This window comes from Leptodesmis sp., from assembly GCF_052746595.1.
Window position 1 is genome coordinate 1 of the sequence record NZ_JBRAGO010000060.1, and the last position, 21,379, is coordinate 21,379.

Consider the following 21,379-nt stretch of genomic DNA (forward strand, 5'->3'; position numbering starts at 1 on the left):
CAGGTTACTGAAAACCTGGATGGTATTGAGTCTGCGTCGGCAGACCTAGTGAGTGTAGTCGCGGTTTTAACCGCCAGATACTTTTTTACCAGATACTTTTTGAATTGAAACGGCACTACTGTTCCTGAATCAACCGTAAATAGTTTTGCTGCAACCGCAGGTGATCATCGGCTAACCCATCACTCATGGCTTTTTCAGCATCGCTTAAGTGTTCCCAAAACGCCGCCGATCGTCGAGCCGCTAACACTTCTGCCCACAACTTTTGTAATACTTCTGCGGTCATTGCATCTGGGTTCAGGCTATCTTGCAAATCTAGAAACTGGCGATCGGCCTCCGCCTGAGTTTTGGGGTTCAAAGCCAGCGCTAGACAGTCCTGTAATAGATTGATCTGATGTTGGCTGAGAGAGTGGTTCATAATCAGAAAAATAGTTGTGATAACTGTCAGCGATTTTCTTTACATTTCTTAAGGTAGCATTGGAATTGGCGGTCTGTGGATGGCAACAGTCCCCCATTGATGGATATTTGTGGAGCTATGACGAAACAGCGGGTTCTTTCTGGAGTTCAGCCGACGGGTAATCTGCACCTGGGGAATTACCTGGGAGCCATTCGCAACTGGGTGGCGGGACAAAGTCAATACGATAACTTTTTCTGCGTCGTCGATTTGCACGCTATCACCGTCCCGCACAATCCGGAAACCCTGGCCGCAGATACGTATACCATTGCTGCCCTTTACCTGGCCTGCGGGATTGATCTGCAATACTCCACGATTTTTGTTCAGTCCCACATTCCCGCGCACAGTGAACTGACCTGGCTGCTTAACTGCATTACGCCGTTGAACTGGTTGGAGGACATGATCCAGTTCAAAGAAAAAGCCGTCAAGCAGGGGCAGAATGTCAGCATGGGGTTACTGGATTACCCAGTGCTGATGGCTGCTGATATTGTCCTCTATGATGCGGATAAGGTGCCTGTGGGCGAAGACCAGAAACAGCATATTGAACTCACCCGCGATATAGTCGATCGCCTCAACCATCAATTCGGCAAAGGTAAAGCTGTTTTGAAATCCCCTACTGCCCTGATTCAAACGGCTGGGGCACGGGTGATGAGTCTAACCGACGGCACCAAAAAAATGTCGAAGTCCGATCCGTCGGATATGAGCCGGATTAATTTGCTGGATGCTCCGGACGTGATTCAAACCAAGATCAAGAAATGTAAGACAGATCCAGTCAAGGGTCTGGTGTTTGGCGACCCTGATCGCCCCGAATGCAACAATCTCCTCAGCCTCTATATGCTGATGTCGGGTAAATCCAAAGAGGCAGTCGCGACTGAATGTGCCGATATGGGCTGGGGGCAATTCAAACCCATCCTGACGGAAGCGACGATCGCCCACCTCAAACCCATTCAAGACAAGTATCACGAGATCATGGCAGATCCAGGCTACCTGGAATCCGTACTTAAGGAAGGACGGGAGAAAGCGGGGGCGATCGCTCATCAGACGTTGTTACGAGTCAAAAAAGCGTTGGGCTATTCACTGCCTTTGTAATCAGTCTGTTGTCATTTTTGTCCCTGGTCATTCGTCCTTTGTTGTTTAATTGGCTTGTGCAGCGTGCCATCGGCTAACCAATGTCTGATGACCAAGGACGAATGCTTGATCGCCTTCTTTGTGTTTAAGACTAAAACTAAAAGCTCTCCGAAATGAGACAATCAATCCTGTCTACCTAAATGCAAGCAGGACTTTAGTAGCGATGACTCTCAACCGACGCACCTTTCTGTACTTGTTAGGAGCCAGTGCCGGAGCAGCGGGGCTGGGATTGGCGACAGAACCAACCTGGGCCGCAGAATCTCCAAAAGGGCCGTTTACCCTGCCACCCCTGCCCTATGCCTATGATGCATTAGAGCCACACATTGACAAAGCTACGATGCAATTTCACCACGACAAACATCATGCGGCGTATGTGAATAACCTGAATGCTGCCGTTGCTAAGTATCCCCAATTGCAAACCAGGAGCGTCGAATCCCTGATTCAGAACTTGAACAGCCTGCCCGAAGACATTCGTATAACCGTCCGCAATAACGGCGGGGGGCATCTCAATCACACGATGTTTTGGGAAATTATGGGGCCAAAGGCGGGCGGCCCACCTGTAGGAGCGATCGCCACTGCTATTAACGAGTCTTTTGGTAGCTTTGAGGAATTCAAAAAACAGTTCAATGATGCCGGAGCCAAGCGGTTTGGTAGTGGCTGGGCTTGGTTGACCATTGATCGGGCTGGCAAATTGCAGGTCAGCAGTACCGCGAACCAGGATTCTCCCCTGATGGAAGGCCGCTATCCCATTCTGGGCAATGACGTTTGGGAACACGCCTATTATTTGAAGTACCAGAATCGCCGCACCGATTACTTGAATGCCTGGTGGAACGTGGTCAACTGGGAGGCGGTGAACCAGCGACTGAGACAGGCGAAGGCATCGATTGGCTAAGCCACAAGCTGGCAGCCTAAAGCAAACCCGGAAAAGTCAGGAACCAGTCTCTTACCTGGTTCGCCCAGTGTGGCTAATTTATCGGACAGAGTTTATTGGCATGTTTGCAACCGATGCCGAGTTTACAGAAATGGCAGCAGAATGGCAAGTAGAGCGAGAACGGGATGAAGATGACCAGGCATGAGCCTTTGGACTTTGGATACAGACCATGTTTCGTTGGTATTGGCAGGACATCCACAGGTTAGCCGTCGAGTTGCAGAATTAGGAGCAGATGTCGCGATTACCGTTGTGTCTGTTCAGGAGCTTTTTAACGGTTGGGTTGTGCGGATCAATCATCAAGCAAAGGAGATTGAGGATTTTGTCCGCTTATCTTTCCCCATTTCCTCCACCCCCTCACACCCCTTCTCAAAATCACTGTCTTACTTTTGCAGTTTCTCAATTTGTTCAAGCGCTTTACCATAAGACTCCATCCTTCGACCTCGAATCTCAGATTTATCAGACAACATGCAGACATGATCCTCAAGAGTGATGCGATCGCACTCCGAATCTGGTTAAATCAGTCCAGTTTGCTTCAGAAATCTGAAATCTTTAAAACTTTCGATTATTTGGTATTTAGAGAGACAATTTACGAAAAGATCTGAATAAATCTTTTCATGTCCAGAACTGTAGTTTCTCTAATGGGTCACTCCGGTTTGTTGGACTGAGATTAGTCCGTTCTGCCTTCAGGAGACTCTCATGAAACCGATTCGTTGGCGCACAATACTTACACCTCTATTTCTCTGTTTATTATTGTTCGTCACGGCCTGTCAGCCTAACCTACCGTCTCGCTATTCCCAGGTGCAAAAGGAAACCTCTGGTCGGGGTGCTCCGGCTGCCGTCTCCAAAGTGGCTGAGCGAGGGTCTACCTTCAATGAATTCTTCCCCAGGAAAGTGAAGGGCTACGACATTGTTCCGGCTCAGGAGAAGAAGGGCTTTGCTGAATACAAAGTCAATAAAGATGGCAAAAACGTAGCCATGATTTCGATTAGTGACACTACCAGCCTGCCCAGTGCCGCCGCGAAGTACCAGACGGCCACCAGCAAAATTGCCGGGTATCCCGCCGTAGATCAGGGCACGAACGCGACAGGGATTCTGGTGAATGGCTATCAGGTGAAAGTGCTATCCCGTGACCCTTCCTTTACTCGAGACGATCGCGTAGCCTGGTTACAAAAAGTTGACCTGAAGGGCTTGGCGAAACTGAAGCCCGCCCTGGCCCCAACCGCCTCAAAACCGGCCACGGCTCCTGCTGTGATTACCAAAACTCCAGCCTATCCTCAAAGGACAACTCCAGTACTGACTCCTCAGCCCGCTGGTTAATCCCTGTTTTTGTGTCTCACCTTTAACTATGCCTGTTGCGTCTCAAAAAATTTTCATTCCTGCTGTGCTGAGTCTGGCGCTGGTGGTGGGAGCGTGTGCCCCTGAGCCGCCATCGCGGTACGACCAGGTGCAAAAAGAAACCACTCAAAAGGGAAGCTCTGCTGTTTCTAAGGAAGCGGTGAACGGTAGCCAGTTCAACAAGTTCTTTCCCAAATCAGCAAATGGCTACTCTGTAGTTCCATCTCAGGAGAAAAAAGGCTTTGCTGAACATAAGGTCAACCGAGGTGGCAAAAATGTCGCGGTACTGTCAATTAATGACACGATTAGTAACCCCTCAGCGGCTGACAAATATCGGCAAAGTACCACTAAAATTGCTGGCTACCCAGCAGCCCAACAAGGACAAACAGGGACAGGCGTGCTGGTGGGCGATCGCTTTCAGGTGAAAGCCCAATCCCGCGATTCCTCCTTTACGGAACAGGATCGCATTGCCTGGATTCAAAAATTTGACCTGAATGGTCTATCCAAACTGAAATAAGGAGCTCCAATCGTGAGTAAACCCATTTTTGAACTGGTGGATGAGCTACCCACAGGGGGGCTAACAGTGGCTGCCCTGCGATCGTTGGATTTTCTCCTTCCTGGCCAATGGCAAAACCTGACCGGATTTGACAACACGATTCGGGCCGTCACCGGAGAAACCGACGAAAGTTTAATTCAACAAATTGGCGAACGAGCCGTTGCCCTCTACAACGACAAGTCTCAGGGCTATCAACGGGCACTCTGGCTTTATGAAACCGTGGAATCTGGATCGGGCTTACTGGGTACAGCGGCATTAGCCAACCGGATTGGGCAGGATACTTTCCTGGGCTTCCTCAAAAACATCACCCCAAAACCGGAAAAGGCACAAAGCATTGACCTATGCGTCAAACTGGTGACGGAACTGGTAGCCTTTTGCCAGATTAACGGTATTCCAGGAGACAGCATTGGTGATTTCTTGGCTGCCCTTGGTGATTATAGTGGCGAATCCCTGATGCGGATGGCCGCTCTGGTTTGCTTTGATGGAGTGATTCCGCTGGGGCCAGCCTTTGCAGAAAAAGCACTGTCTATTTTCCAGGGAACTAGTCCCCAAGAGTTAGAAGGTAATCAAACGTTCAAGAGTGTTCAGGAACTGATTCCTGGCAGGAACTCGTCCGAAAAAGGGGGCTTTATTGCCCAAAGTTTTGATTCCACAAAAGGCTGGATGCAAAATTTTGTCAGTTCCAATCATGTCACTCAGGAAGGGTTAATGGGTCGCCTAAAAGGATTCATCGATTTCACGGATGATAAAGCAGACTACCTGGGTGCCTTACTGGATATGAACGTCAAGTATTACCGCCACACGGGGATACAAACGCTGGCTCGCCGTCTGATTGAACGTGCTGTTGCTGAGATTTAGGAAAGACTGAATGAATGGCCCATGCCCTTTATTTTCCAAAATTGGAAAGCGACTTGCCTGAAAAGTCACAGCTTTCTGGCTAAGGTTCCTTTACTCTAAAAATGAAAGTAGAACCAACCATAGTGTCTTTTCTACCTTGGGTTATCCCATCTAAGGATGTTTTCTTAGGGTGCCCTCTCCTAGCTGATGCCCCCCTAGTTGTTTGATGTTAAAGCTGCCGAGTTAGCTATCCCTTTTGGCCTTTATCATCAGGATGCTGTAATCAAGCAAATTAGCCCTATCGTTTCCAGACGATAGTTGCTGAGCCTACTTAACCCCCACTTAACCTCAAGGAGTGGGGGGTTTTTTAATAGTTAGGGTGTGAACCAGTACACTCTACTGTTTTGCAGAAGTGCTTGCTCAGACGGATTTAAGGCAACTTTGTTTAATAGGGAAAGTTGCAAGTCTTTCAGTTCAGTCAAATTTGTACGCGGGCTAAAGGCTACGCTGAGACTGTCGTACCAGAGGTTGGCCTGAGCATACAGTTGAGCCTGCTTAGCCCGATCGCGCTGTTGCTGAAGTTGCGTTTTCAGTTGAGGCTGGAGCACCACTACCTGCAGTTCAGATTCAGCAAACAGGTTGCCCGAGGGACTATCAGGATTGCAGATCAGCTCCACCTGCCAGCGATAGTTTTTGCCAGGAGTTAAACATACTGCCAGCTCAATAAGCCTAGCCTTCTGGCAGCAATTTCAATTTGAATTCGTAGATCTTTATCAGGCTCATCATAAACGCCCAATGCATCCTGTAGATGCACCCAGTAATTGCGAACGGTACGATCGCTAACTTGCATCCGTTCGGCGATCGCTTTATCCGTCAAGCCTTCCTAATATTTCAGAGTTAACACTTCCAGCCAGCGTCGGTCAAACTCCGATCGGGCACGCAACTCGAGAGGAAAATAAATCGATCCCCATAGAGCAACATCTACTAATCGCAGCATTTCCCGAATCGGCAGGGATTTATCCATTGCTGCAAACCCACCTTCATAGGCATTGATCATGGGTTTGAGTTGTACCAGTAGCTTGATGTTGGTGCTTAACACCAGAATATTGGGAGCCAGCTTGCTTTCCAACAGCATTTTCAGGAAGCGCATACCCACTTCAGATCTGGCTGGAGTTTGAGGCTGCTCCGAAATACTCAATTCTAACACAATCAGCGTTGGGTGATATAGCTTGATTTGCGTTAAAGCCGTTTGCAAATCTTGAGCCGTCAATATCTCTGCGGTTGCGTATTCCCGGCGCAGCGCAGGAACGGTTCCCTCGAGAATAGCTCATGGTCATCCACAACCAGAAAGATTTGCCTGGGCGACTCTGTAGTGCTCTGACTCATGGTTTTCATCCGGCATGGGAGGCTTGCCTTCAGTGTAAAGCGATCGCTCAGAAAATAAACCTCCAGCCTCCGTAAGTCTTTTTCCAAATTTGGCAGGCAGAGTGGCGACTATTCATACCATTTTGGATTTTGGATGGGCGATTTGGGATTAACTGTCTCTGAGTCATGGCCTATAGCAAGGAACGCGCATGACTATCAACCCTATACAATGAAGACCAACTGGCAACTCCAAACACTCAACCGTGTGGTTTGCATCATCTTATTCAGCAATATCCAGCCTTTAAACCTTGTCCAAGCCTAGAACCGTCGTTTCTCTGATCGGAAAATGACCGTTCCCTAGTTGGACTTGGTTTAATTTTCAACTCTTAACTCTTATCTGCCATGTCTAACTTTTTTCAGTTTGAATCGGATTTTGTAGAGTCGCTGCGATGTATTCCATGCAGGTGCGGCTTAAGTTGGATACCTGTAGCATTAAATTGAAGCTGCAGCAGTGGAACCAGTTTACCCAGGACGATCGCCTCAAGCTAGTAGAACTACCCTGCGAAACGGAATCAGAGATTCAGGCTTATCGGGAGTTTCTGTGTGAGTTGGTACAACAACGGACTGGCGCGATCGCCTCCGAACTTCCGATCGATCCCTAGCCTCCCTGGTTAGATGCTACGACGATTCCCCAGGATGTCTCTGCCAAAGCCGCTGCTGTTGAGGTGAATTTGACCCTAGAGCAATGGGCTTCTCTGATGTCAGTGCAGCGATTTGCTTTAATCAAACTGAGCCGATCAGGGCACGAAAATCACAATTCTGTGCCTGCGTTGAAAGAGTTTCAGCTAATCTAAAGGTTTGCGCCTTCACTAAACTTTTACACTATCTAGAATAGAAAAAGAGTCTTCTGCACTTTAGGGACTTTGCTACTGCTCAGATTGTCAGAGATCTCATGAGAAAACCCTCGATCCGTGACATCTGACCATTTGTGCTTATTTTGAATCAATCAACCTTGACAATTGACTGAACAGGCAAGATTGAGTTGAATCGTGACTATGGAGCGCTTGTGCATCCCCGCCAAGAGACTTACAAGCACCCGCTGTTCCTTACGGAAGTCATCATTATATGACATACAACACTGAGATCAATGACCTCCCGCCAAAGGTTAACTTATCTGCCTACGGCACGCCTGCTTATTTCGGGTGATGTTTGATTGATGGACAATGGCAAATGACTGATGACCAAAGCGTTGGCCGTATTCGAGGCATTTGTCCAACGCTCAAAATCTTACGAATAACTACGGGCGACTACTCGGAACATGAGAGGCCGCAGATAGCAAGGAATCAGCCGATCGAGCTAATGAGGACTGGGAGCAGAGTAATATCCTAAAACTTCTTGTCCCCAACGAACGAGATTCTCTGATCCTTCCATCATCAGCAAATAACGGCCCTGGCGTAAATGATGCCGATAAATGCTGGCGGCGGTTCCTTCTCCCAACAAACCCAACACAGCCCCTATCATGGCTCCAGTTACCACACTGAGTAAACTGGTAATGATCGTAATGTGAGCGATATTCTGGTCTAGCCCCCCGATCAACATGGTGATCCCTGCCCCTATAATGCTGATCGCCCCCGCCCCGATCGCGTAAACAAACGCCTTACGGATAATAATTTGCACTGGATTCATCAATCCCACGCGCTCAGGGCTGCTGTATCCCTGACCTACGATTACTAAATGCTCTGGGGAAATGCCATGATAATGCAGCAAACGATAGGCTTGAAACACGGTACTTTCGTCAGGAAAAATGACGATCGCCAGATAGCTGGAACGGCGACCCGTCGCTGATTTTCTAAAAAGACGTCGAATCGACACAGAACTTGGGGGGATAGGGGAATAAGACCGCTTGTTGCATTCTAACCTTAGCGATTCCATCAACCCAATCGACAATCGGCGGATTTTAAAGATCTCTTTAGCGTCTTGCTTTGGTAACTCAAAATTCGACTTGGCGTGAATCCTGAAATCTCTTTTGCGCTTCTGAAAATTCCTCCCCAGTCAGACTCTCTGCAAACCAGGTCAGTTCATCAGTTTTTTGCCAGCGTTATTCGATATCTTAGAGATAAGGTTCCATTACAAACATTTCTATACTTTTATGCCTCCACGTTGGCCGCGCCAGCCCGATCGCAACGATCCTGCCTACCGCAAACTTGATGACCGGATGACCTTTGCCACCCACGTCGCGTTGTTTGCAGCCGTCAATTCTGGCCTCTGGTTTTTTCGTCTTGCACCCCAGAAGCTTGGGGGACTTGCAACTCCAGGCGGACTTCCGGGCACTCCCTGGATTACCGTAGCCTGGGCACTATTCCTGCTGGCTCATGCGGTGTATGTATTTGCGATCGCCCAATATTCAGATTTAACTGCACCAGCAGCAACAGCAGGGAGTGGCTTCGCCCCAAAAGATCAACCCACTGCAAAACCTAAAAAATCTTGAGTGAATCAGGAGGATTCGTTATGGCAAGCATCAGTTCCAGTGAAGCGATCGAAGCCTTGGCTGCCGATATTGGCGAAAATGTATATATCGACGTAGCCAAGTGGCACCTTTTTCTATCCAATGCCCACCTGCATACAGTGGTGGCCGAAAAACTCTACCCGCTCCTGAGTGGCAATAAACTGTCTGAAGATCAAGTCACCCAGGTGCTGCAAAGCATTCCTGTTAAACTGGGCGGTGGTAAGCGGGAAGTTCCCCTCGCCGACTTAATTCCCATGCAATGTATGGTCAACTTAATGGACTTGCTGGAAGAGTTTCAACGGAAGATGTAATGGTGAACGGGTCGTAGAAAGGTTGCGGCGCAACGTCTCTATGAACGTCGATTCAGCTTTTGTCGGAGCCGATCGACTAACAGGTTGACTTCCGGGAGTTTCAGTTGCAAGGCAAGCAGGCCGAAGACCAGGAATCCGGCTCCCCCTGCGATACACACTTGCAGGAGCAGGAGCCAGAAGCCATGCTGTCCGAGTAGCTGTTCCAGACCCTGCAGCACTCCCCAGGCCGTAAACCCTGCGATCGTGCTGGCGGCAGCCAACCCCACGGTTGGAACGGCCCACTCCCACAGGGGTAATCCATGTAAACGGCGATGCAAGAGGTATAACATCATCACCATTGACACAATATTGACTCCTACGGTCGCCAGAACCAGGCCCGGTGCTCCTAATGGTTTGACCAGTAGAAAATCCAGCAGGGCATTGAGAAAAATGTTGACCACACTGATGCGGAAGGGCGTATCGGCATCCTCTAGGGCATAGAAGACTCTCACCAAGACATCTCGTCCCAAGTAGAAGAACATGCCCACGGCATAAGCCATGAGAACTAAAGCTGTCAGTTGAGCATCCTCCTTTGTAAAAGCGTAACGCTCATACACAACCTGCGAGATGGGTAAGGCCAGGGCAATCATCAGCGCACTGATAGGCAGCATGGTGAGGGTAGTCATCAGCATTCCCTGGCGGATTCGCTGCTTCAGTGCTGGCCAGTCATTAGGATCGGTTAACCGGGAAAAGACGGGCAACAGAGGCACCAGAATCATATTCGAGAGAATCCCGAGCGGGGTTTGCACCAGCAGTCCGGCGTAACCCATTGCAGAAACTGCGGATGCCGCATTGGGAATGAAGGAGGCAAAGAACAGATCAGTCCAGACGTTAATCTGCATCATGCCGGAGGAGAAAGTGGCTGGCCCCATAATTTTGATCACTTCCTTCACCTCTGGTCGGTGGAAGTCGAAGCGGGGCCGCAAGCTTCCCAATTGCGATCGCCACTGGGCCGGAAGCTGCACCAACCATTGCAGTAAGGCTCCTGCCAGTGTAGTCCAGGCCAGTACCGCACCGCCCAGCATGGCGTATTCAGGCAAGATGATCTTGGGGCCGAGGTAGATCGCCAATCCGCCCAGGCCCAGCAATACCGTAATACTGGAAAACAGGGGGCTGATGGAGGGCAACCAGTATTGATCCGCCGCATTTAAGGTGCCAAAGCCGATGCCAATCAAGCCCGCCAAAACCGCCATTGGGGCCATGATTTTGAACTGTTGAATGGCAATCTCCCGTGTTTGCTGCAGCACCTGAAAATCCTCCGGAGAAATGCGAGCTGCTCTGGCCTGCGCTTCTGTAATAAATAGACCAGGGGCCACCAGATGCATCAGGGGATCAGCAAAGATCACCATCCCGACCATGAGAATCAACAGCAGGCCCACGACCAGGGTCGTGATACTTTCCACGATCGGCGCGACTTCCTCCCGCTTCCGTTTTGCCAGCACACTGACGATCGCACTATGGAACGGGCCATTAATTCCGCCCAGCAGGATTAACAGAAAGCCCGGAATCACATAGGCAAAGTTGTAAGCTCCATAGGCTGGCCCCACGCCAAAGGCTGCCGCGATCGCCTGTTGTCGTACCAGACCGAACAGCTTACTAATCAGGGTGGCGATCGCCACAATTCCGGCAATACCCGTTAGAGAACGAGAAGGCTTTTTCGAGTCAGTCACAGATCATTTCGCAAAACGGCTTCACTGATCGTACGGGAAGAGGGAAAAGTTACAATACAAAGCTTTTATTTTTAGCTCGCGATCGCTTAGGATAACGACCATTACTTGTGATGCTATACCCCCAGGAGGAGGCGCATGAGCGTCGAGCAGACCACTCAACTGATTCAACTGATGCTTAATTCGATGTTGATGAGCGTTGTCTGTGCTCTTGTATTGGGGGGACTGACTGCACGGCATAGTACCTTAAGTGAAGAAATTCAGGTATTGCAGCAGGCGGGTGCCCAGGAAGCGAATGGGGACGAAGTTCGTAGTCAGGTTTTGCAGCAGCGGTGGCAACAGCGCTATTTTCATACCCGCTATCGGATCATGGGTTACAGCGTGATGATGGCCTACTATGCATTATTTTTCTCTATCTTGAGTGGGTTCCTGCTGGCGCTGCGCGGATTGTTCGGATGGGACTGGCTAATTCCCGTTGCCCTGGCGCTGTTTGCGCTCGGTATTGCTGCCCTGCTGGTAGCGGTTGGTTTAACACTGATTGAGTGGCACCTCTCCAACCGTCCTCTGCTGGATGAAGCAGGCAACCTGTTGAGTATGGGGCGTATGAAACAACGGTATGAGCGATCGCGCCCAGTTTCTCGTCAGTCTGCTTTAGCCAGCCGCCGTATTCGAGGATCCTCAGTACCAACCAGCAATCACAGAATGAGAGTAGGTTAGGCTGGAATTAGGCAAAGGGTTGGGGAGGGGGCTGTCGAACTGATGGTAACAGGCGGCTTTCTGCAATCCAAAAGCTAAAAACCTCTACCGCTGCGGCTTTAATTGCTTCAATTCCTCCTCCGCGATCGCGTACCACACCTGACCAAAGGTTTTGGGATTCAGGGTTTTGCCCTTTTGATCAGGAAATAGTTCCCCGAAGCGGTTGTTTGCCAATACATTCAGTTCTCGGCTATTGACACTGGCCCCATTAGCGGGAGCAATCCACTGTTCATAATCGGAGCGCTGGTAGCTGCCTAACTTACTACGGGTTTCAGCACTCAGGCTGGCTAACTTCGTCTGCAGCTCATTGGAGATCGCTGTCCACTCTTGTTGCAGGTCAGTCTGTTCCGCTGCCAATTTCTTCCCTTGTAAATCGGGATGCTTGGCATAAAACAATTCATCGGTGAGTGCGGCCAGAAACTGAGGTGAAATTTCTGCCTCCCCAGAGCCAGGGGATGACATCCCAGACTCACGAGTTGGCTGACGATCGGGGATCGATTGCACGGGACTGGGCGTGGAAGTGGAACCAGAACTATCAGTAGCCGCTGTTGGAGGAGAATTTGCCGCGATCGGTGACTCCGGAGAAGGCTTGAATGGCCAGTCTTGCTGCACCCAGGACAGAGCGCGGAACGAAATAACGGCCACCAGGAGGGCCACACTGCTCAGCAGGATGGCAGAGGCTTTCCAGTCGCCCGTGGTCTGGCGGTGGGGCCGCTGGGAAGGAGAGCGTTTGGGAAGTGGGGAAGAAGGGGAGAGTGGGGAAGGGACGGAGGGTGGTGAGGGTGAGGACGGGAGCGATGATGGGTTCCAGGGCTTTCAGAGTTTGTTTGGCGGAGGTGAAGCGTTTGTGGGGATTGGGATGAGCCATGCGCTTCAGGACGTGAGCAAACTCGGGATATAGCTCAACCTGAGATTCCCATTCCTGGGTACGGTTCCACCAGGTTTGCCGGAGTTGCGGATCCTGACCTGTGAGCAGGGCGATCGCAGTTACGGATAGGGCGTACAGGTCAGTAGCTGGGGTCATAACTTCGCCATACCATTGTTCTGGGTCGGCGTAAGGTTCCCGTAATAGACTGACCTCTGGGGGCACCGGATGTAAGGGCAGGCTGACGACCAGTTGCTTGACTAACCCAAAATCAATCAAGACCGGCAGTTGATCCTGGTGGCGCAAAATCAGGTTTTCTGGACAAATATTCTGGTGAATCAGCCCCATACGGTGTAGGTAGGCGAGTACAGGCAGCGTTTGCACCAGGATCTGCATTACCTCGGCCTGGGAAAAGGTACGTCCTGCTGCCACCAGTTCATTCAGCAAGACACCATAACTTTTGCCTACGATATATTCCCGCACCAAATAGAGGCGCTAGTCATGGATAAACATGATGCGGAAGTGGGGCAACTGGAGATGCTGCAACTGATAGAGTGCTGCCGCCTGTTGATGGAAACTCTGTCGCAGAAATTCCAGCAGGGCCGGATCTTGAGAGACGGGTACAAACTCTTTCAGCAGGCACAACTCATCAAAGCGCTTTTGATCGTGAGCCAGGTAGGTAAGACCAAACGGCCCCTGCCCTGCCAGCCCCACAACTACATAGCGATTACAAACCAGTGTTCCAGGAACGAGAGGAGCGTATTGCATAAACCATCAACCCTCAGCCGAGCCAAACAAAAAAGGACTCTGGGCTGATCAGAGTTGACAGAATTATAGAACAGATGTACTAAAACGTCACTTGTTTCGTTGGAATTTGTCAACCAGCAGCAGTCCTACGATCGCCAGCACCATCCCCCCAGCCGTCATCCAGATCGCAGAAACTGCCGATTGGCGCAGGGCGATCGCCACGTAAGCCCAGATAAACACCAGGCCAAACGCCCGATCCCGTCGCTGCCAGACAACCAGGCCAGCCACGATCGCGCCAATGACCAACATCATCACCGTCCAGGAGATCGGACTCAACCCCCAGCCAGTCCACCCGGAACTGTAGAGGGCACAGGCGACATTGACGATCGTCGCGACCGAAATCCAGGCCAGGTAAACACTGAAGGGAATGCGCGCCAGCCATTTGCGGTCTCGTGATACCCGTTCCTCCCCCGTTCTCAGTTGCAGGTAAGCCCCGATGAGGGGCAGCAGAATCGCCAACATCGCCAGCACTGACCACCAGAACTGACGCAGGGTAAATAGATAGATCCAGACCATCTGCGCGAGACAGGCCAGGATCAGCAGTACACTAACCTGACGGATGACCGGATCCTGACGTTGGGACAGGCGGAACTGATATAGACCGTAGGCAACCAGTCCGACATAAATCAGTCCCCAGATGGCAAAGGCGTAGTTGGTAGGCAGAATTAGTACATCTTTCAGTAACGTATTGGCAATCTCGCCAACATTCAGGCCACCGGGCGGAAAAATGTTGGACAGGGTATTGATGATTAGAGTGGTAGCGATTGTCAGTAAAGTTGCGATCGCCAGCCCCAGCTCCGAATTGGAGTGATGAGTCGATGTTGTCATGATGATGCCGAGTGCCGTTGTTCACCTAAGCGCTGGAAGGCGGCTGCGAAGTCATCCATTGTAATGTGAATTGCCGTGGGATCGGTTAAGCCCTGACTGCGGTAACGACGAATTGCTTCTAACGCGGCCTGGTTACTCAATAACGTCAGATCCGCCTCATTCCAGCCTGCAGTTTGAGTGGCCCAGACACGGAGATCCACATCAGACAGGGGCCGATCGCTGTTATGGACTTCCAGGATGGCTAAACGACTGGCCTCATCGGGTAAATCTACTTTCAACTGCAAATCTAATCGACCTGCCCGTAACAGAGCCGGATCTAGAGTTTCAGGACGGTTGGTAGCGCCAATCAGCAGGATATTGGGACAGTCTTGCAGGCCATCCAGTTCGGTGAGTAATTGACCGACCACCCGATCGCTGACTCCCGAATCCCCCTGAAAACTGCCCCGCGCTGGAGCCAGGGTATCAATTTCATCCACAAACACCACACAGGGAGCCGCCTGTCGGGCTTTAGTGAACAGTTCCCGCACCGCCTGTTCCGATGCGCCCACCCATTTGTTCAGGAGTTCCGGCCCATTCACGGCGATAAAGTTCGCTCTGGCCTGGGCAGCGACCGCCTTGGCCAGCAAGGTTTTTCCGGTTCCTGGTGGCCCCCAGAGCAAAATTCCTCGCGGGGCTTTCGCTTTCGTGCGTTGATACAGTTCGGGATACAGCAGTGCTCCCTCAACCGATTCCTGCAGTGTTTGCTTGACGCTTTCTAAGCCACCGATCGCATCCCAGGACACTTTGGGGGTTTCCACCTCCACCGATCGCAACACTGCAGGCTTAATCTGTTTAATGGCCTGCAGAAAATCGGCCTGGGTGACGCTCATACGGCTGGGAAGGGGGCCATGATAGGAGGGCATCAGTCGTCGCAAGGCCGTATAGGCAGCCTTCTGACAGAGAGCTTTCAGGTCTGCTCCCACCAGACCTACAGATAAATCGGCGATCGGCTCCAGATCGACCGACTCACTTAAAGGCATGGCCCGTGTGAGAATTTGCAGAATTTCCAGGCGACCAGCGCGATCGGGCACCCGGAATGATACCTCTCGATCAAATCGGCCCGGACGACGCAGAGCTGCATCCAGTTGATCGGGACGGTTGGTTACGGCCAGCACCACCACCCCTTTGGTTTTGGCAAATCCATCCATTAATCCCAGGAGTTGGGCGACCAGCCGTTTTTCTAATTCGCCTTCCACCCTGGTGCGATCGGGAGCCAGGGCATCAATTTCATCAATAAAGATGATGCAGGGAGCCGATCGCGCCGCTTTCTCAAAAATCTTGCGTAACCGGGCCTCGGCCTCGCCATAATATTTGCCGATCACCTCTGGGCCGACGATCGCAATGTAATTGACATTCAGTTCCTTCGCCAGGGCACGAGCGGTCAGCGTTTTGCCTGTTCCCGGTGGGCCAACCAGCAACACACCTGTCGTCGGTTCCAGTCCCAACATCTGCAGCAACTCAGGCCGCTTCAGAGGGAGTTCCACCAGTTCCCGCAAATCTTGCACCACAGCCGACAGACCCCCAATCCCAGCCAGGGAAACAGGTTCCTGATACTCCGCTGGTGGGGGTGTGATGATCACCTCTTCTCGCATCGTGGTAGTTTGAGTGCCGTCTGATCGCTGATAAGTGTGAGTTTCGGTAGTGTAGTTGGCGGTCGTCTGGGAGCGATTTCGCACCTCTGCATTCAAGTCTTCCGATTGAAAGCTTTCCGAGCCGGCTCGCCCTTCAATTTCTCGCACAAAGTCGAGCAGATTCTCAAATCCTTGATCTAACAGTTCTTCAAATTCTTTCAACAAGTCATCCATGATGTGCGCTCGCCAGCCTAGTGCCTCCAGTATAGACAGCAGCGTTCTGCCATCGGGTGACTATATGTAAACCCTGTTACATTTGCAGGGAGTGGGGAATCCGGAACACTCATCCCCTCATCTTCGAGTTCCAGATGTTGACTGTATTTAAACAAAAACAGCACCCAAAACATCCCCCTGAGCATCTTTCCTCTGATAATTTGAGCTTGCTTGAAGTTGAACGATTCAGTAACCCAACGTTGAAGTTTTGATAGGTTAGGAATCGGTTACATAGACTTCCCTGAAAGAAGTAGAGGAAATATCAAAGAGTTGTTTGGGTGCTGTTATACTGCGAATCCAATAAATCACTTGAGGAATCTATTTCGTAACCTCCTGTTTATTGGCGAACTGTTGTTTCATTCAGGAAACTGATCAGTTTCTATTATTAGAATACTCCTGTTTACTGCTTGCTTTCTCAAATGAGAACAAAATTTACGATCGCAGTTCTCGATCAGAATACTCGTTTTTCAAATCGAATTCCTCCTTGACTTAGAGGGCATAACTTTCTTCTCAATTCTGCTTAACTTTCAAGACAATCGCTGCTACTCAAACTGCTTTTTCTCGCTGCGGTAGCGCAGGTATTCAGCTAGAGCAAAGAGGAAGCCCGATGAGAGAATTAAAATAACGCTAAGGGCGTTGATGTCGGGTTTAACCCCTGTCCGGATGCGGCTAAAGATTTCCATTGGCAGGGTGGCGGCTCCTCCGCCAGCGGTAAAGCTGGCAATTAAGAAATCATCCAGACTCAGGACAAAGGCTAACAGGCAGCCGGCCACGATCGCAGGCATCAGTTCCGGAAGTAATACTTGCAAGAAGGCCTGGGTAGGAGTGGCTCCTAAATCCAGAGCGGCTTCTTCCAGGTGCGGATCCAGGTCGGTGAGGCGAGTGGAAACAACCAGCGCAATGTAAGCCAGACAAAAAACCACATGGGCGGCAATAATCGTACCCAGGCTTAAATGGATTAAGCCACCACTCAGGGGAATCGCCACGGCAGCCAGGAACACCAGGGTGGCTACAGCGATCGCAATATCGGGAATAATCAGCGGCAGATAGGCCACTCCCTGATACACCCGCTTACCGAAGAAATGGTATTTGGCTAATCCAACGGCCATCAGAGTACCGATGACGGCTGCGATCGCCACCGCCACCACTGCCACAACCAAACTATTCGTCAGAGCGGTTAAAATGCGACTGTCCTGCAACAGCGATTGATACCACTTCCAGGTGAATCCCTTCCAAACGGTGCTGTAGCGAGAATCGTTGAAGCTGTAAATAGTCAGTACCAGAATGGGCAGGTACATGAACCCAAAAATCAGCAACGAAAACAAGGCCTGCCAGGAGATTGGAAATGTGGGTCTGAAGCGCAAGTCGTTCATCTTATACCCCTCCGGCTCCACTGCGATCGCCGTATTTTAATAACAGGGCAATTGCGATACTGACAATCAAAATCAGTAACATACTTAGGGCGGAACCGAACCCCCAGTTTTGAGTAGCTCCCAGAAACTGGTTGTAGACCAGCCGAGCGATTGTCATGCTGGAAGCCCCTCCTAACACCTCTGGATTAACAAAATCTCCCATGCAGGTAATGAATACCAGTAAGCCTCCAGCCGCAATTCCGGTCAAACTTTGGGGTACGGTAATTTTCCAAAAGGCTTGTCGGGGAGTCGCGCCCAAATCCGCTGCGGCCTCCAGTAGGCGGCGATCGAGCTTTTCTAGAGAGGCATACAGAATCAACACCATGTAGGGCAACAGGCTATAGGTCATACCAATTAACACGGCAGGTTCCCGGTTCAGAATATCCAGAGGTGGCAGTCCTAGCTTGGTCAACGCGCTATTTAACAGCCCTGTGGGTCGCAAGATAGTAATCCAGGCGTAGGAACGCAATAAAGAAGAAGTCCACAGGGGTAAGACAAACGCCAATAATACCAGATTCTGCCACCGCTTGGGCACCATCAAAGCAATCCAATAAGCCACGGGAAACCCCAATAATAAACAGAGAAAGGTGGTTCCCAGAGAGAAAGAAAGAGATCGTAGCAATACTGGCCAGTAATCCGGCTGAAAGATGCGGAAATAATTATCCAACCCGGATGGATTCACCACCTGACCAGGCCGAATTCCTGGCACCAGGCTGAGTTGAAAAATCAGCAAAGTCGGAATGAGCAGCATCAAAACCAGCCATACTCCCGCTGGAGCCAGCATTAACAGCGGTTGCAGCCATGCGGGAGACGTTTTTGATTGTGATTCAGGTGCTAAGGAGGGGGAATGAGTTGCCATTGGGGATGGGGAATGGGGAATAAAGGGGGTGTAAGAGCAGGAGATTACAGGTTTTGATTCTTAACTCTTAATTCCCTTACGCGCTGGTGAGTTTCGTCCAGTATTGCTCATACAGTTCAGTGACCTTGGGATCCAGGGGTTGAATGCGTTCACAGCGTTGCATTACCTCATCGGGCGGAAATAAATTTTGATTGTTTCTCAGGCTCGTCGGAAGTTGATCCATTGCTCCCTGATTGGGAGTAGCAAAAAAGAGTCGCTGGGTGATGTCAGCGGCGATCGCGGGTTGCAACATGAAGTTAATCCAGGCGTAAGCGGCATCGGGATTGGGAGCCGTTCTGGGAATCACCATCGTGTCGCTCCAGAGAGAGGTGCCGCTTTTAGGAATGACGTAAGCCAGTTTGCTATCGGGATTTTCATGAATTAATCGCACAGCATCGGCAGAGTAGACCATAGCTAACAACAAGTCCCCAGCCAGTAAGCGGTCTTTCCAGGCATCAGTGGTAAATGTGGTGACCGCAGGCTTCAATTTCAGTAGCTTTTCGTAAGCTTGTCTGATTTCTCGCGGTTTTGTGGAGTTGTAGGAATGTCCCAGGGATTTCAAGGTGGCTCCCATCACTTCTCGCATATCATCCAAAAGCGTCATTTTTCGGTTGAGTTGCTGCTGCTGCTTCCAGAGATAGTCCCAATCCTTCGGAGGCGCAAGGGCATCGGTATTAAAGAGCAGGCCTGTGGTTCCCCAACTAATGGGAACACTAAACCGATTTCCGGGGTCATAGACTGAGTTTTGAAATTGGGGTAATAACTCTGTCAGCCCAGTTAAGCGGGAGTGATCCAGAGGGCTGAGAAAATTGCGTTTGATCATCTCCGACACCTTGTAGTCAGAGGGATAAATCACGCTATAAACGTCTCCCTTCCCCGCCTGAAACGTGGCCAACATGGTTTCATTGGAATTAAAGATATCGGCGACCACCTGAATCCCTGTCTGCATCTTAAAGGTTTCAGTTAGTTGCGGATCGACGTAACTGTCCCAGGTGTAAATGGATAGCTCCTCTTTATTTCCCTTTGTCCCGCTGGTCGGACGAACTTCTGCCAGCGTCCAGCCGCATCCCGAAAGAGCCAGACCTGAGACTGTAGCGGTCATCTGCAAAAACTGACGACGGGAAAGGGAAGGCAGGGAAGACATAAGAATTGAGAATTAGGAACTACGAATTAAAAATTATTAGAAGTTAAAAATTAAAAGTTAAGAGTTAAAATTCAAGAGTTTTGAGTTTTAAACCAAGTCCAACTAGAAAACTGGAATTTTCCTATCAGAGAAACTACGATTTTGGCCTTGGACAAGGTTTAAATTAATCTCCAAACTGAAAGCCTAAAACGAAGAACTTAAAACCTCCTTTACTCTACAGGTAGGGCCAAACAATCCTGAATTTGCCAGGACAGAAAGATGGGGGTATCGGCACTGGGGAGAGAATTGGAGGTGTTGGGTTGCAAGACGGTGACTCGATCGCCAGAGCGCAGTTCAATAGTGTAATGCACATGCGTTCCCAGATACATGACATTCAGGAGACGGCCTTCAAAACAGTTGGCAGCCTCAGCCGGTGGCGAGAGACTAACCTGAATTTTTTCTGGACGAATGCTCACCATGACTGAACTGCAGGTGAGGGATGGGCCGGCCTCCGGAGGTTGGGCTTTCATTGGTAGGCCGTTGTCGGTATTAATCCATAAAGTGCTGGAGGTGAATCCCTCAATTTTTCCGTGGAATAAATTGGTGTCTCCAATGAAGTCGGCCACGAAGGGCGTTTTGGGTTGCTCATAAATCCGATGGGGAGCGTCAATTTGCTCGATCCGGCCCTGGTTCATCACGGCGATGCGATCGGACAAACTCAACGCTTCTTCCTGGTCATGAGTCACCATCACAAAGGTCAACCCTAACTCTCGGTGCAAGTTGGAGATTTCAAGCTGCATCTCTTTCCGTAACTTCAAATCCAACGCTCCCAACGGTTCATCCAAGAGCAGAACGGCAGGACGATTCACCAGTGCTCGTGCCAGAGCCACTCGTTGTTGCTGCCCACCAGACAGTTGAACCGGAAACCGTCTGGCAAAGGCTTCCATCTTCACCAGTTTCAAAGCGTCGTCTACCCGAGCTTGCATTTCGGCCTTGCGGTATTTTTGCAGCTTCAGCCCAAAAGCAACGTTTTCCCAGACGGTCAGATGGTTAAACAGTGCGTAGCTTTGAAATACGGTATTCACCGGACGACGGTAGGGTGGTACGCGGGTCATCGATCGCCCCCGGATCAGCACTTCCCCCGTTGAAGGACTCTCAAAGCCACCAATTAGCCGCAGCGTTGTGGTCTTACCGCACCCAGATGGCCCCAGGATGCTGAAAAATTCTCCTCGCCGAATTGAGAGATCAACGTTTCGTACTACTGCTTCTCCATTGAAGAGCTTAAAGACTTTGCGGAGTTCCACATCAAATTCGGAGTTGGCAGTAGTCAGGATCTGGTTTTGAGTAGCAGCCTGAGACATAACGGGCAATTTCCCTATTGGTGTTAACCTTTTCTATGAATTTCCATCAATCTCTACCAATTGCGGACAAGCTTTAGGTTAGAACTGGAGCCAAACCAAATCCAGCTAGAGAACGGTTGTTTTCCGCTCCAGAGAAACGATTGTTCTGGACTTAGACAAGGCTCAGAAGCAGACTTCTGGTTTATTTTATCCAGCCAAGGCCGGTTTAGAACTCCAAGCAATTTGCTTCATACTGAAACCAACTGTTGTTTTAAATACCCAAATTAAACTATTCTGACTACCTGGAGATCAATGAAATGACTATAAAACGTCAAAACAGG

At 50.2% G+C, this 21,379-nt stretch carries 24 protein-coding genes and 1 pseudogene; 10 read left to right on the top strand and 15 right to left on the bottom strand.

What is annotated here, in order from left to right:
- Positions 1–115: 115 nt before the first annotated feature.
- The gene (locus ACUVQO_RS13965; RefSeq protein WP_445926462.1) at positions 116–415 is read right to left on the bottom strand and encodes a hypothetical protein; all 300 of its coding nucleotides are present in this window, start codon (positions 413–415) and stop codon (positions 116–118) included.
- Positions 416–490: 75 nt separating this feature from the next.
- Between ACUVQO_RS13965 and trpS the strand changes: the two genes are divergently transcribed.
- From trpS to ACUVQO_RS13995, 6 genes are all read left to right on the top strand, one after another.
- Positions 491–1,540 carry a tryptophan--tRNA ligase gene (trpS, locus tag ACUVQO_RS13970; RefSeq protein WP_445926463.1) on the top strand — a complete coding sequence of 350 codons (1,050 nt, stop codon included), beginning with the start codon at positions 491–493 and terminating at the stop codon, positions 1,538–1,540.
- Positions 1,541–1,742: 202 nt separating this feature from the next.
- Complete coding sequence (locus ACUVQO_RS13975) at positions 1,743–2,471, top strand: superoxide dismutase (RefSeq protein ID WP_445926464.1); 729 nt, start codon at positions 1,743–1,745, stop codon at positions 2,469–2,471.
- Positions 2,464–2,655, top strand: a complete 192-nt coding sequence (locus ACUVQO_RS13980; RefSeq protein ID WP_445926465.1) for a hypothetical protein — start codon at positions 2,464–2,466, stop codon at positions 2,653–2,655. Before ACUVQO_RS13975 ends, ACUVQO_RS13980 begins: the two co-directional genes overlap by 8 nt.
- Before the next feature lie 551 nt (positions 2,656–3,206).
- Complete coding sequence (locus tag ACUVQO_RS13985) at positions 3,207–3,827, top strand: hypothetical protein (RefSeq protein ID WP_445926466.1); 621 nt, start codon at positions 3,207–3,209, stop codon at positions 3,825–3,827.
- A 28-nt stretch (positions 3,828–3,855) separates the two neighbouring features.
- Positions 3,856–4,362, top strand: coding sequence for a hypothetical protein (locus tag ACUVQO_RS13990; protein WP_445926467.1), 507 nt, complete (start codon positions 3,856–3,858; stop codon positions 4,360–4,362).
- A gap of 12 nt (positions 4,363–4,374) precedes the next feature.
- On the top strand, positions 4,375–5,259 hold the full coding sequence (locus ACUVQO_RS13995) for a hypothetical protein (protein ID WP_445926468.1): 885 nt from the start codon (positions 4,375–4,377) through the stop codon (positions 5,257–5,259).
- A gap of 353 nt (positions 5,260–5,612) precedes the next feature.
- Here the strand turns inward: ACUVQO_RS13995 and ACUVQO_RS14000 are convergent, their stop codons facing one another.
- Genes ACUVQO_RS14000 through ACUVQO_RS14010 form a run of 3 tightly spaced genes read right to left on the bottom strand, consistent with a single transcriptional unit; the run spans position 5,613 to position 6,508 of the window.
- On the bottom strand, positions 5,613–5,915 hold the full coding sequence (locus ACUVQO_RS14000) for a DUF928 domain-containing protein (RefSeq protein WP_445926469.1): 303 nt from the start codon (positions 5,913–5,915) through the stop codon (positions 5,613–5,615).
- A 26-nt stretch (positions 5,916–5,941) separates the two neighbouring features.
- Complete coding sequence (locus ACUVQO_RS14005; protein WP_445926470.1) at positions 5,942–6,115, bottom strand: hypothetical protein; 174 nt, start codon at positions 6,113–6,115, stop codon at positions 5,942–5,944.
- 6 nt (positions 6,116–6,121) lie between these two features.
- The gene (locus ACUVQO_RS14010) at positions 6,122–6,508 is read right to left on the bottom strand and encodes a hypothetical protein (RefSeq protein WP_445926471.1); all 387 of its coding nucleotides are present in this window, start codon (positions 6,506–6,508) and stop codon (positions 6,122–6,124) included.
- A 553-nt stretch (positions 6,509–7,061) separates the two neighbouring features.
- On the opposite strand from ACUVQO_RS14010, the pseudogene ACUVQO_RS14015 reads away from it, so the two are divergent.
- Positions 7,062–7,457: pseudogene (locus ACUVQO_RS14015) on the top strand (nitrate reductase associated protein).
- Positions 7,458–7,959: 502 nt separating this feature from the next.
- On the opposite strand, the gene ACUVQO_RS14020 reads toward ACUVQO_RS14015, so the two are convergent.
- Positions 7,960–8,475, bottom strand: coding sequence for a hypothetical protein (locus ACUVQO_RS14020; RefSeq protein WP_445926472.1), 516 nt, complete (start codon positions 8,473–8,475; stop codon positions 7,960–7,962).
- Positions 8,476–8,752: 277 nt separating this feature from the next.
- On the opposite strand from ACUVQO_RS14020, the gene ACUVQO_RS14025 reads away from it, so the two are divergent.
- Positions 8,753–9,091: a 2TM domain-containing protein gene (locus ACUVQO_RS14025; protein WP_445926473.1), complete on the top strand. Its 339-nt coding sequence runs from the start codon at positions 8,753–8,755 to the stop codon at positions 9,089–9,091.
- Positions 9,092–9,111: 20 nt separating this feature from the next.
- Positions 9,112–9,420, top strand: a complete 309-nt coding sequence (locus ACUVQO_RS14030) for a DUF3181 family protein (RefSeq protein WP_445926474.1) — start codon at positions 9,112–9,114, stop codon at positions 9,418–9,420.
- A 38-nt stretch (positions 9,421–9,458) separates the two neighbouring features.
- Here the strand turns inward: ACUVQO_RS14030 and murJ are convergent, their stop codons facing one another.
- The gene (murJ, locus tag ACUVQO_RS14035) at positions 9,459–11,129 is read right to left on the bottom strand and encodes a murein biosynthesis integral membrane protein MurJ (RefSeq protein WP_445926475.1); all 1,671 of its coding nucleotides are present in this window, start codon (positions 11,127–11,129) and stop codon (positions 9,459–9,461) included.
- A gap of 135 nt (positions 11,130–11,264) precedes the next feature.
- Here murJ and ACUVQO_RS14040 point away from each other — a divergent pair, with 135 nt between their 5' ends.
- A complete protein-coding gene (locus ACUVQO_RS14040) occupies positions 11,265–11,843 on the top strand; it encodes a DUF2721 domain-containing protein (protein ID WP_445926476.1) in 579 nt (192 codons plus the stop codon).
- An 84-nt stretch (positions 11,844–11,927) separates the two neighbouring features.
- On the opposite strand, the gene ACUVQO_RS14045 is transcribed toward ACUVQO_RS14040, so the two are convergent.
- From ACUVQO_RS14045 to ACUVQO_RS14085, 9 genes are all read right to left on the bottom strand, one after another.
- Positions 11,928–12,386: a hypothetical protein gene (locus ACUVQO_RS14045; protein WP_445926477.1), complete on the bottom strand. Its 459-nt coding sequence runs from the start codon at positions 12,384–12,386 to the stop codon at positions 11,928–11,930.
- Between the two features lie 31 nt (positions 12,387–12,417).
- Positions 12,418–13,230 carry a serine/threonine protein kinase gene (locus tag ACUVQO_RS14050; protein WP_445926490.1) on the bottom strand — a complete coding sequence of 271 codons (813 nt, stop codon included), beginning with the start codon at positions 13,228–13,230 and terminating at the stop codon, positions 12,418–12,420.
- Positions 13,231–13,242: 12 nt separating this feature from the next.
- Positions 13,243–13,515, bottom strand: coding sequence for a hypothetical protein (locus ACUVQO_RS14055; RefSeq protein ID WP_445926478.1), 273 nt, complete (start codon positions 13,513–13,515; stop codon positions 13,243–13,245).
- Positions 13,516–13,602: 87 nt separating this feature from the next.
- Positions 13,603–14,382: a tryptophan-rich sensory protein gene (locus ACUVQO_RS14060; RefSeq protein WP_445926479.1), complete on the bottom strand. Its 780-nt coding sequence runs from the start codon at positions 14,380–14,382 to the stop codon at positions 13,603–13,605.
- Positions 14,379–16,226 (bottom strand): AAA family ATPase, encoded by a 1,848-nt coding sequence (locus ACUVQO_RS14065; RefSeq protein WP_445926480.1) that lies wholly within the window; start codon positions 16,224–16,226, stop codon positions 14,379–14,381. The genes ACUVQO_RS14060 and ACUVQO_RS14065 overlap by 4 nt, the downstream gene beginning before the upstream one ends.
- Before the next feature lie 581 nt (positions 16,227–16,807).
- A complete protein-coding gene (locus ACUVQO_RS14070; RefSeq protein WP_445926481.1) occupies positions 16,808–17,638 on the bottom strand; it encodes an ABC transporter permease in 831 nt (276 codons plus the stop codon).
- 1 nt (position 17,639) lies between these two features.
- Positions 17,640–18,536 carry an ABC transporter permease gene (locus ACUVQO_RS14075; RefSeq protein WP_445926482.1) on the bottom strand — a complete coding sequence of 299 codons (897 nt, stop codon included), beginning with the start codon at positions 18,534–18,536 and terminating at the stop codon, positions 17,640–17,642.
- Positions 18,537–18,612: 76 nt separating this feature from the next.
- On the bottom strand, positions 18,613–19,719 hold the full coding sequence (locus ACUVQO_RS14080; protein ID WP_445926483.1) for an ABC transporter substrate-binding protein: 1,107 nt from the start codon (positions 19,717–19,719) through the stop codon (positions 18,613–18,615).
- Between the two features lie 209 nt (positions 19,720–19,928).
- On the bottom strand, positions 19,929–21,059 hold the full coding sequence (locus ACUVQO_RS14085; protein ID WP_445926484.1) for an ABC transporter ATP-binding protein: 1,131 nt from the start codon (positions 21,057–21,059) through the stop codon (positions 19,929–19,931).
- Positions 21,060–21,379: the final 320 nt, after the last annotated feature.

Bases quoted from the DNA above. Each gene is read 5' to 3' on its own strand.
- ACUVQO_RS13965 (WP_445926462.1), bottom strand. From the start codon at position 415: ATGAACCACTCTCTCAGCCAACATCAGATCAATCTATTACAGGACTGT.
- ACUVQO_RS13975 (WP_445926464.1), top strand. From the start codon at position 1,743: ATGACTCTCAACCGACGCACCTTTCTGTACTTGTTAGGAGCCAGTGCC.
- ACUVQO_RS13985 (WP_445926466.1), top strand. From the start codon at position 3,207: ATGAAACCGATTCGTTGGCGCACAATACTTACACCTCTATTTCTCTGT.
- ACUVQO_RS13990 (WP_445926467.1), top strand. From the start codon at position 3,856: ATGCCTGTTGCGTCTCAAAAAATTTTCATTCCTGCTGTGCTGAGTCTG.
- ACUVQO_RS14025 (WP_445926473.1), top strand. From the start codon at position 8,753: ATGCCTCCACGTTGGCCGCGCCAGCCCGATCGCAACGATCCTGCCTAC.
- ACUVQO_RS14030 (WP_445926474.1), top strand. From the start codon at position 9,112: ATGGCAAGCATCAGTTCCAGTGAAGCGATCGAAGCCTTGGCTGCCGAT.
- ACUVQO_RS14040 (WP_445926476.1), top strand. From the start codon at position 11,265: ATGAGCGTCGAGCAGACCACTCAACTGATTCAACTGATGCTTAATTCG.
- ACUVQO_RS14055 (WP_445926478.1), bottom strand. From the start codon at position 13,515: ATGCAATACGCTCCTCTCGTTCCTGGAACACTGGTTTGTAATCGCTAT.
- ACUVQO_RS14060 (WP_445926479.1), bottom strand. From the start codon at position 14,382: ATGACAACATCGACTCATCACTCCAATTCGGAGCTGGGGCTGGCGATC.
- ACUVQO_RS14065 (WP_445926480.1), bottom strand. From the start codon at position 16,226: ATGGATGACTTGTTGAAAGAATTTGAAGAACTGTTAGATCAAGGATTT.
- ACUVQO_RS14070 (WP_445926481.1), bottom strand. From the start codon at position 17,638: ATGAACGACTTGCGCTTCAGACCCACATTTCCAATCTCCTGGCAGGCC.
- ACUVQO_RS14075 (WP_445926482.1), bottom strand. From the start codon at position 18,536: ATGGCAACTCATTCCCCCTCCTTAGCACCTGAATCACAATCAAAAACG.
- ACUVQO_RS14080 (WP_445926483.1), bottom strand. From the start codon at position 19,719: ATGTCTTCCCTGCCTTCCCTTTCCCGTCGTCAGTTTTTGCAGATGACC.
- ACUVQO_RS14085 (WP_445926484.1), bottom strand. From the start codon at position 21,059: ATGTCTCAGGCTGCTACTCAAAACCAGATCCTGACTACTGCCAACTCC.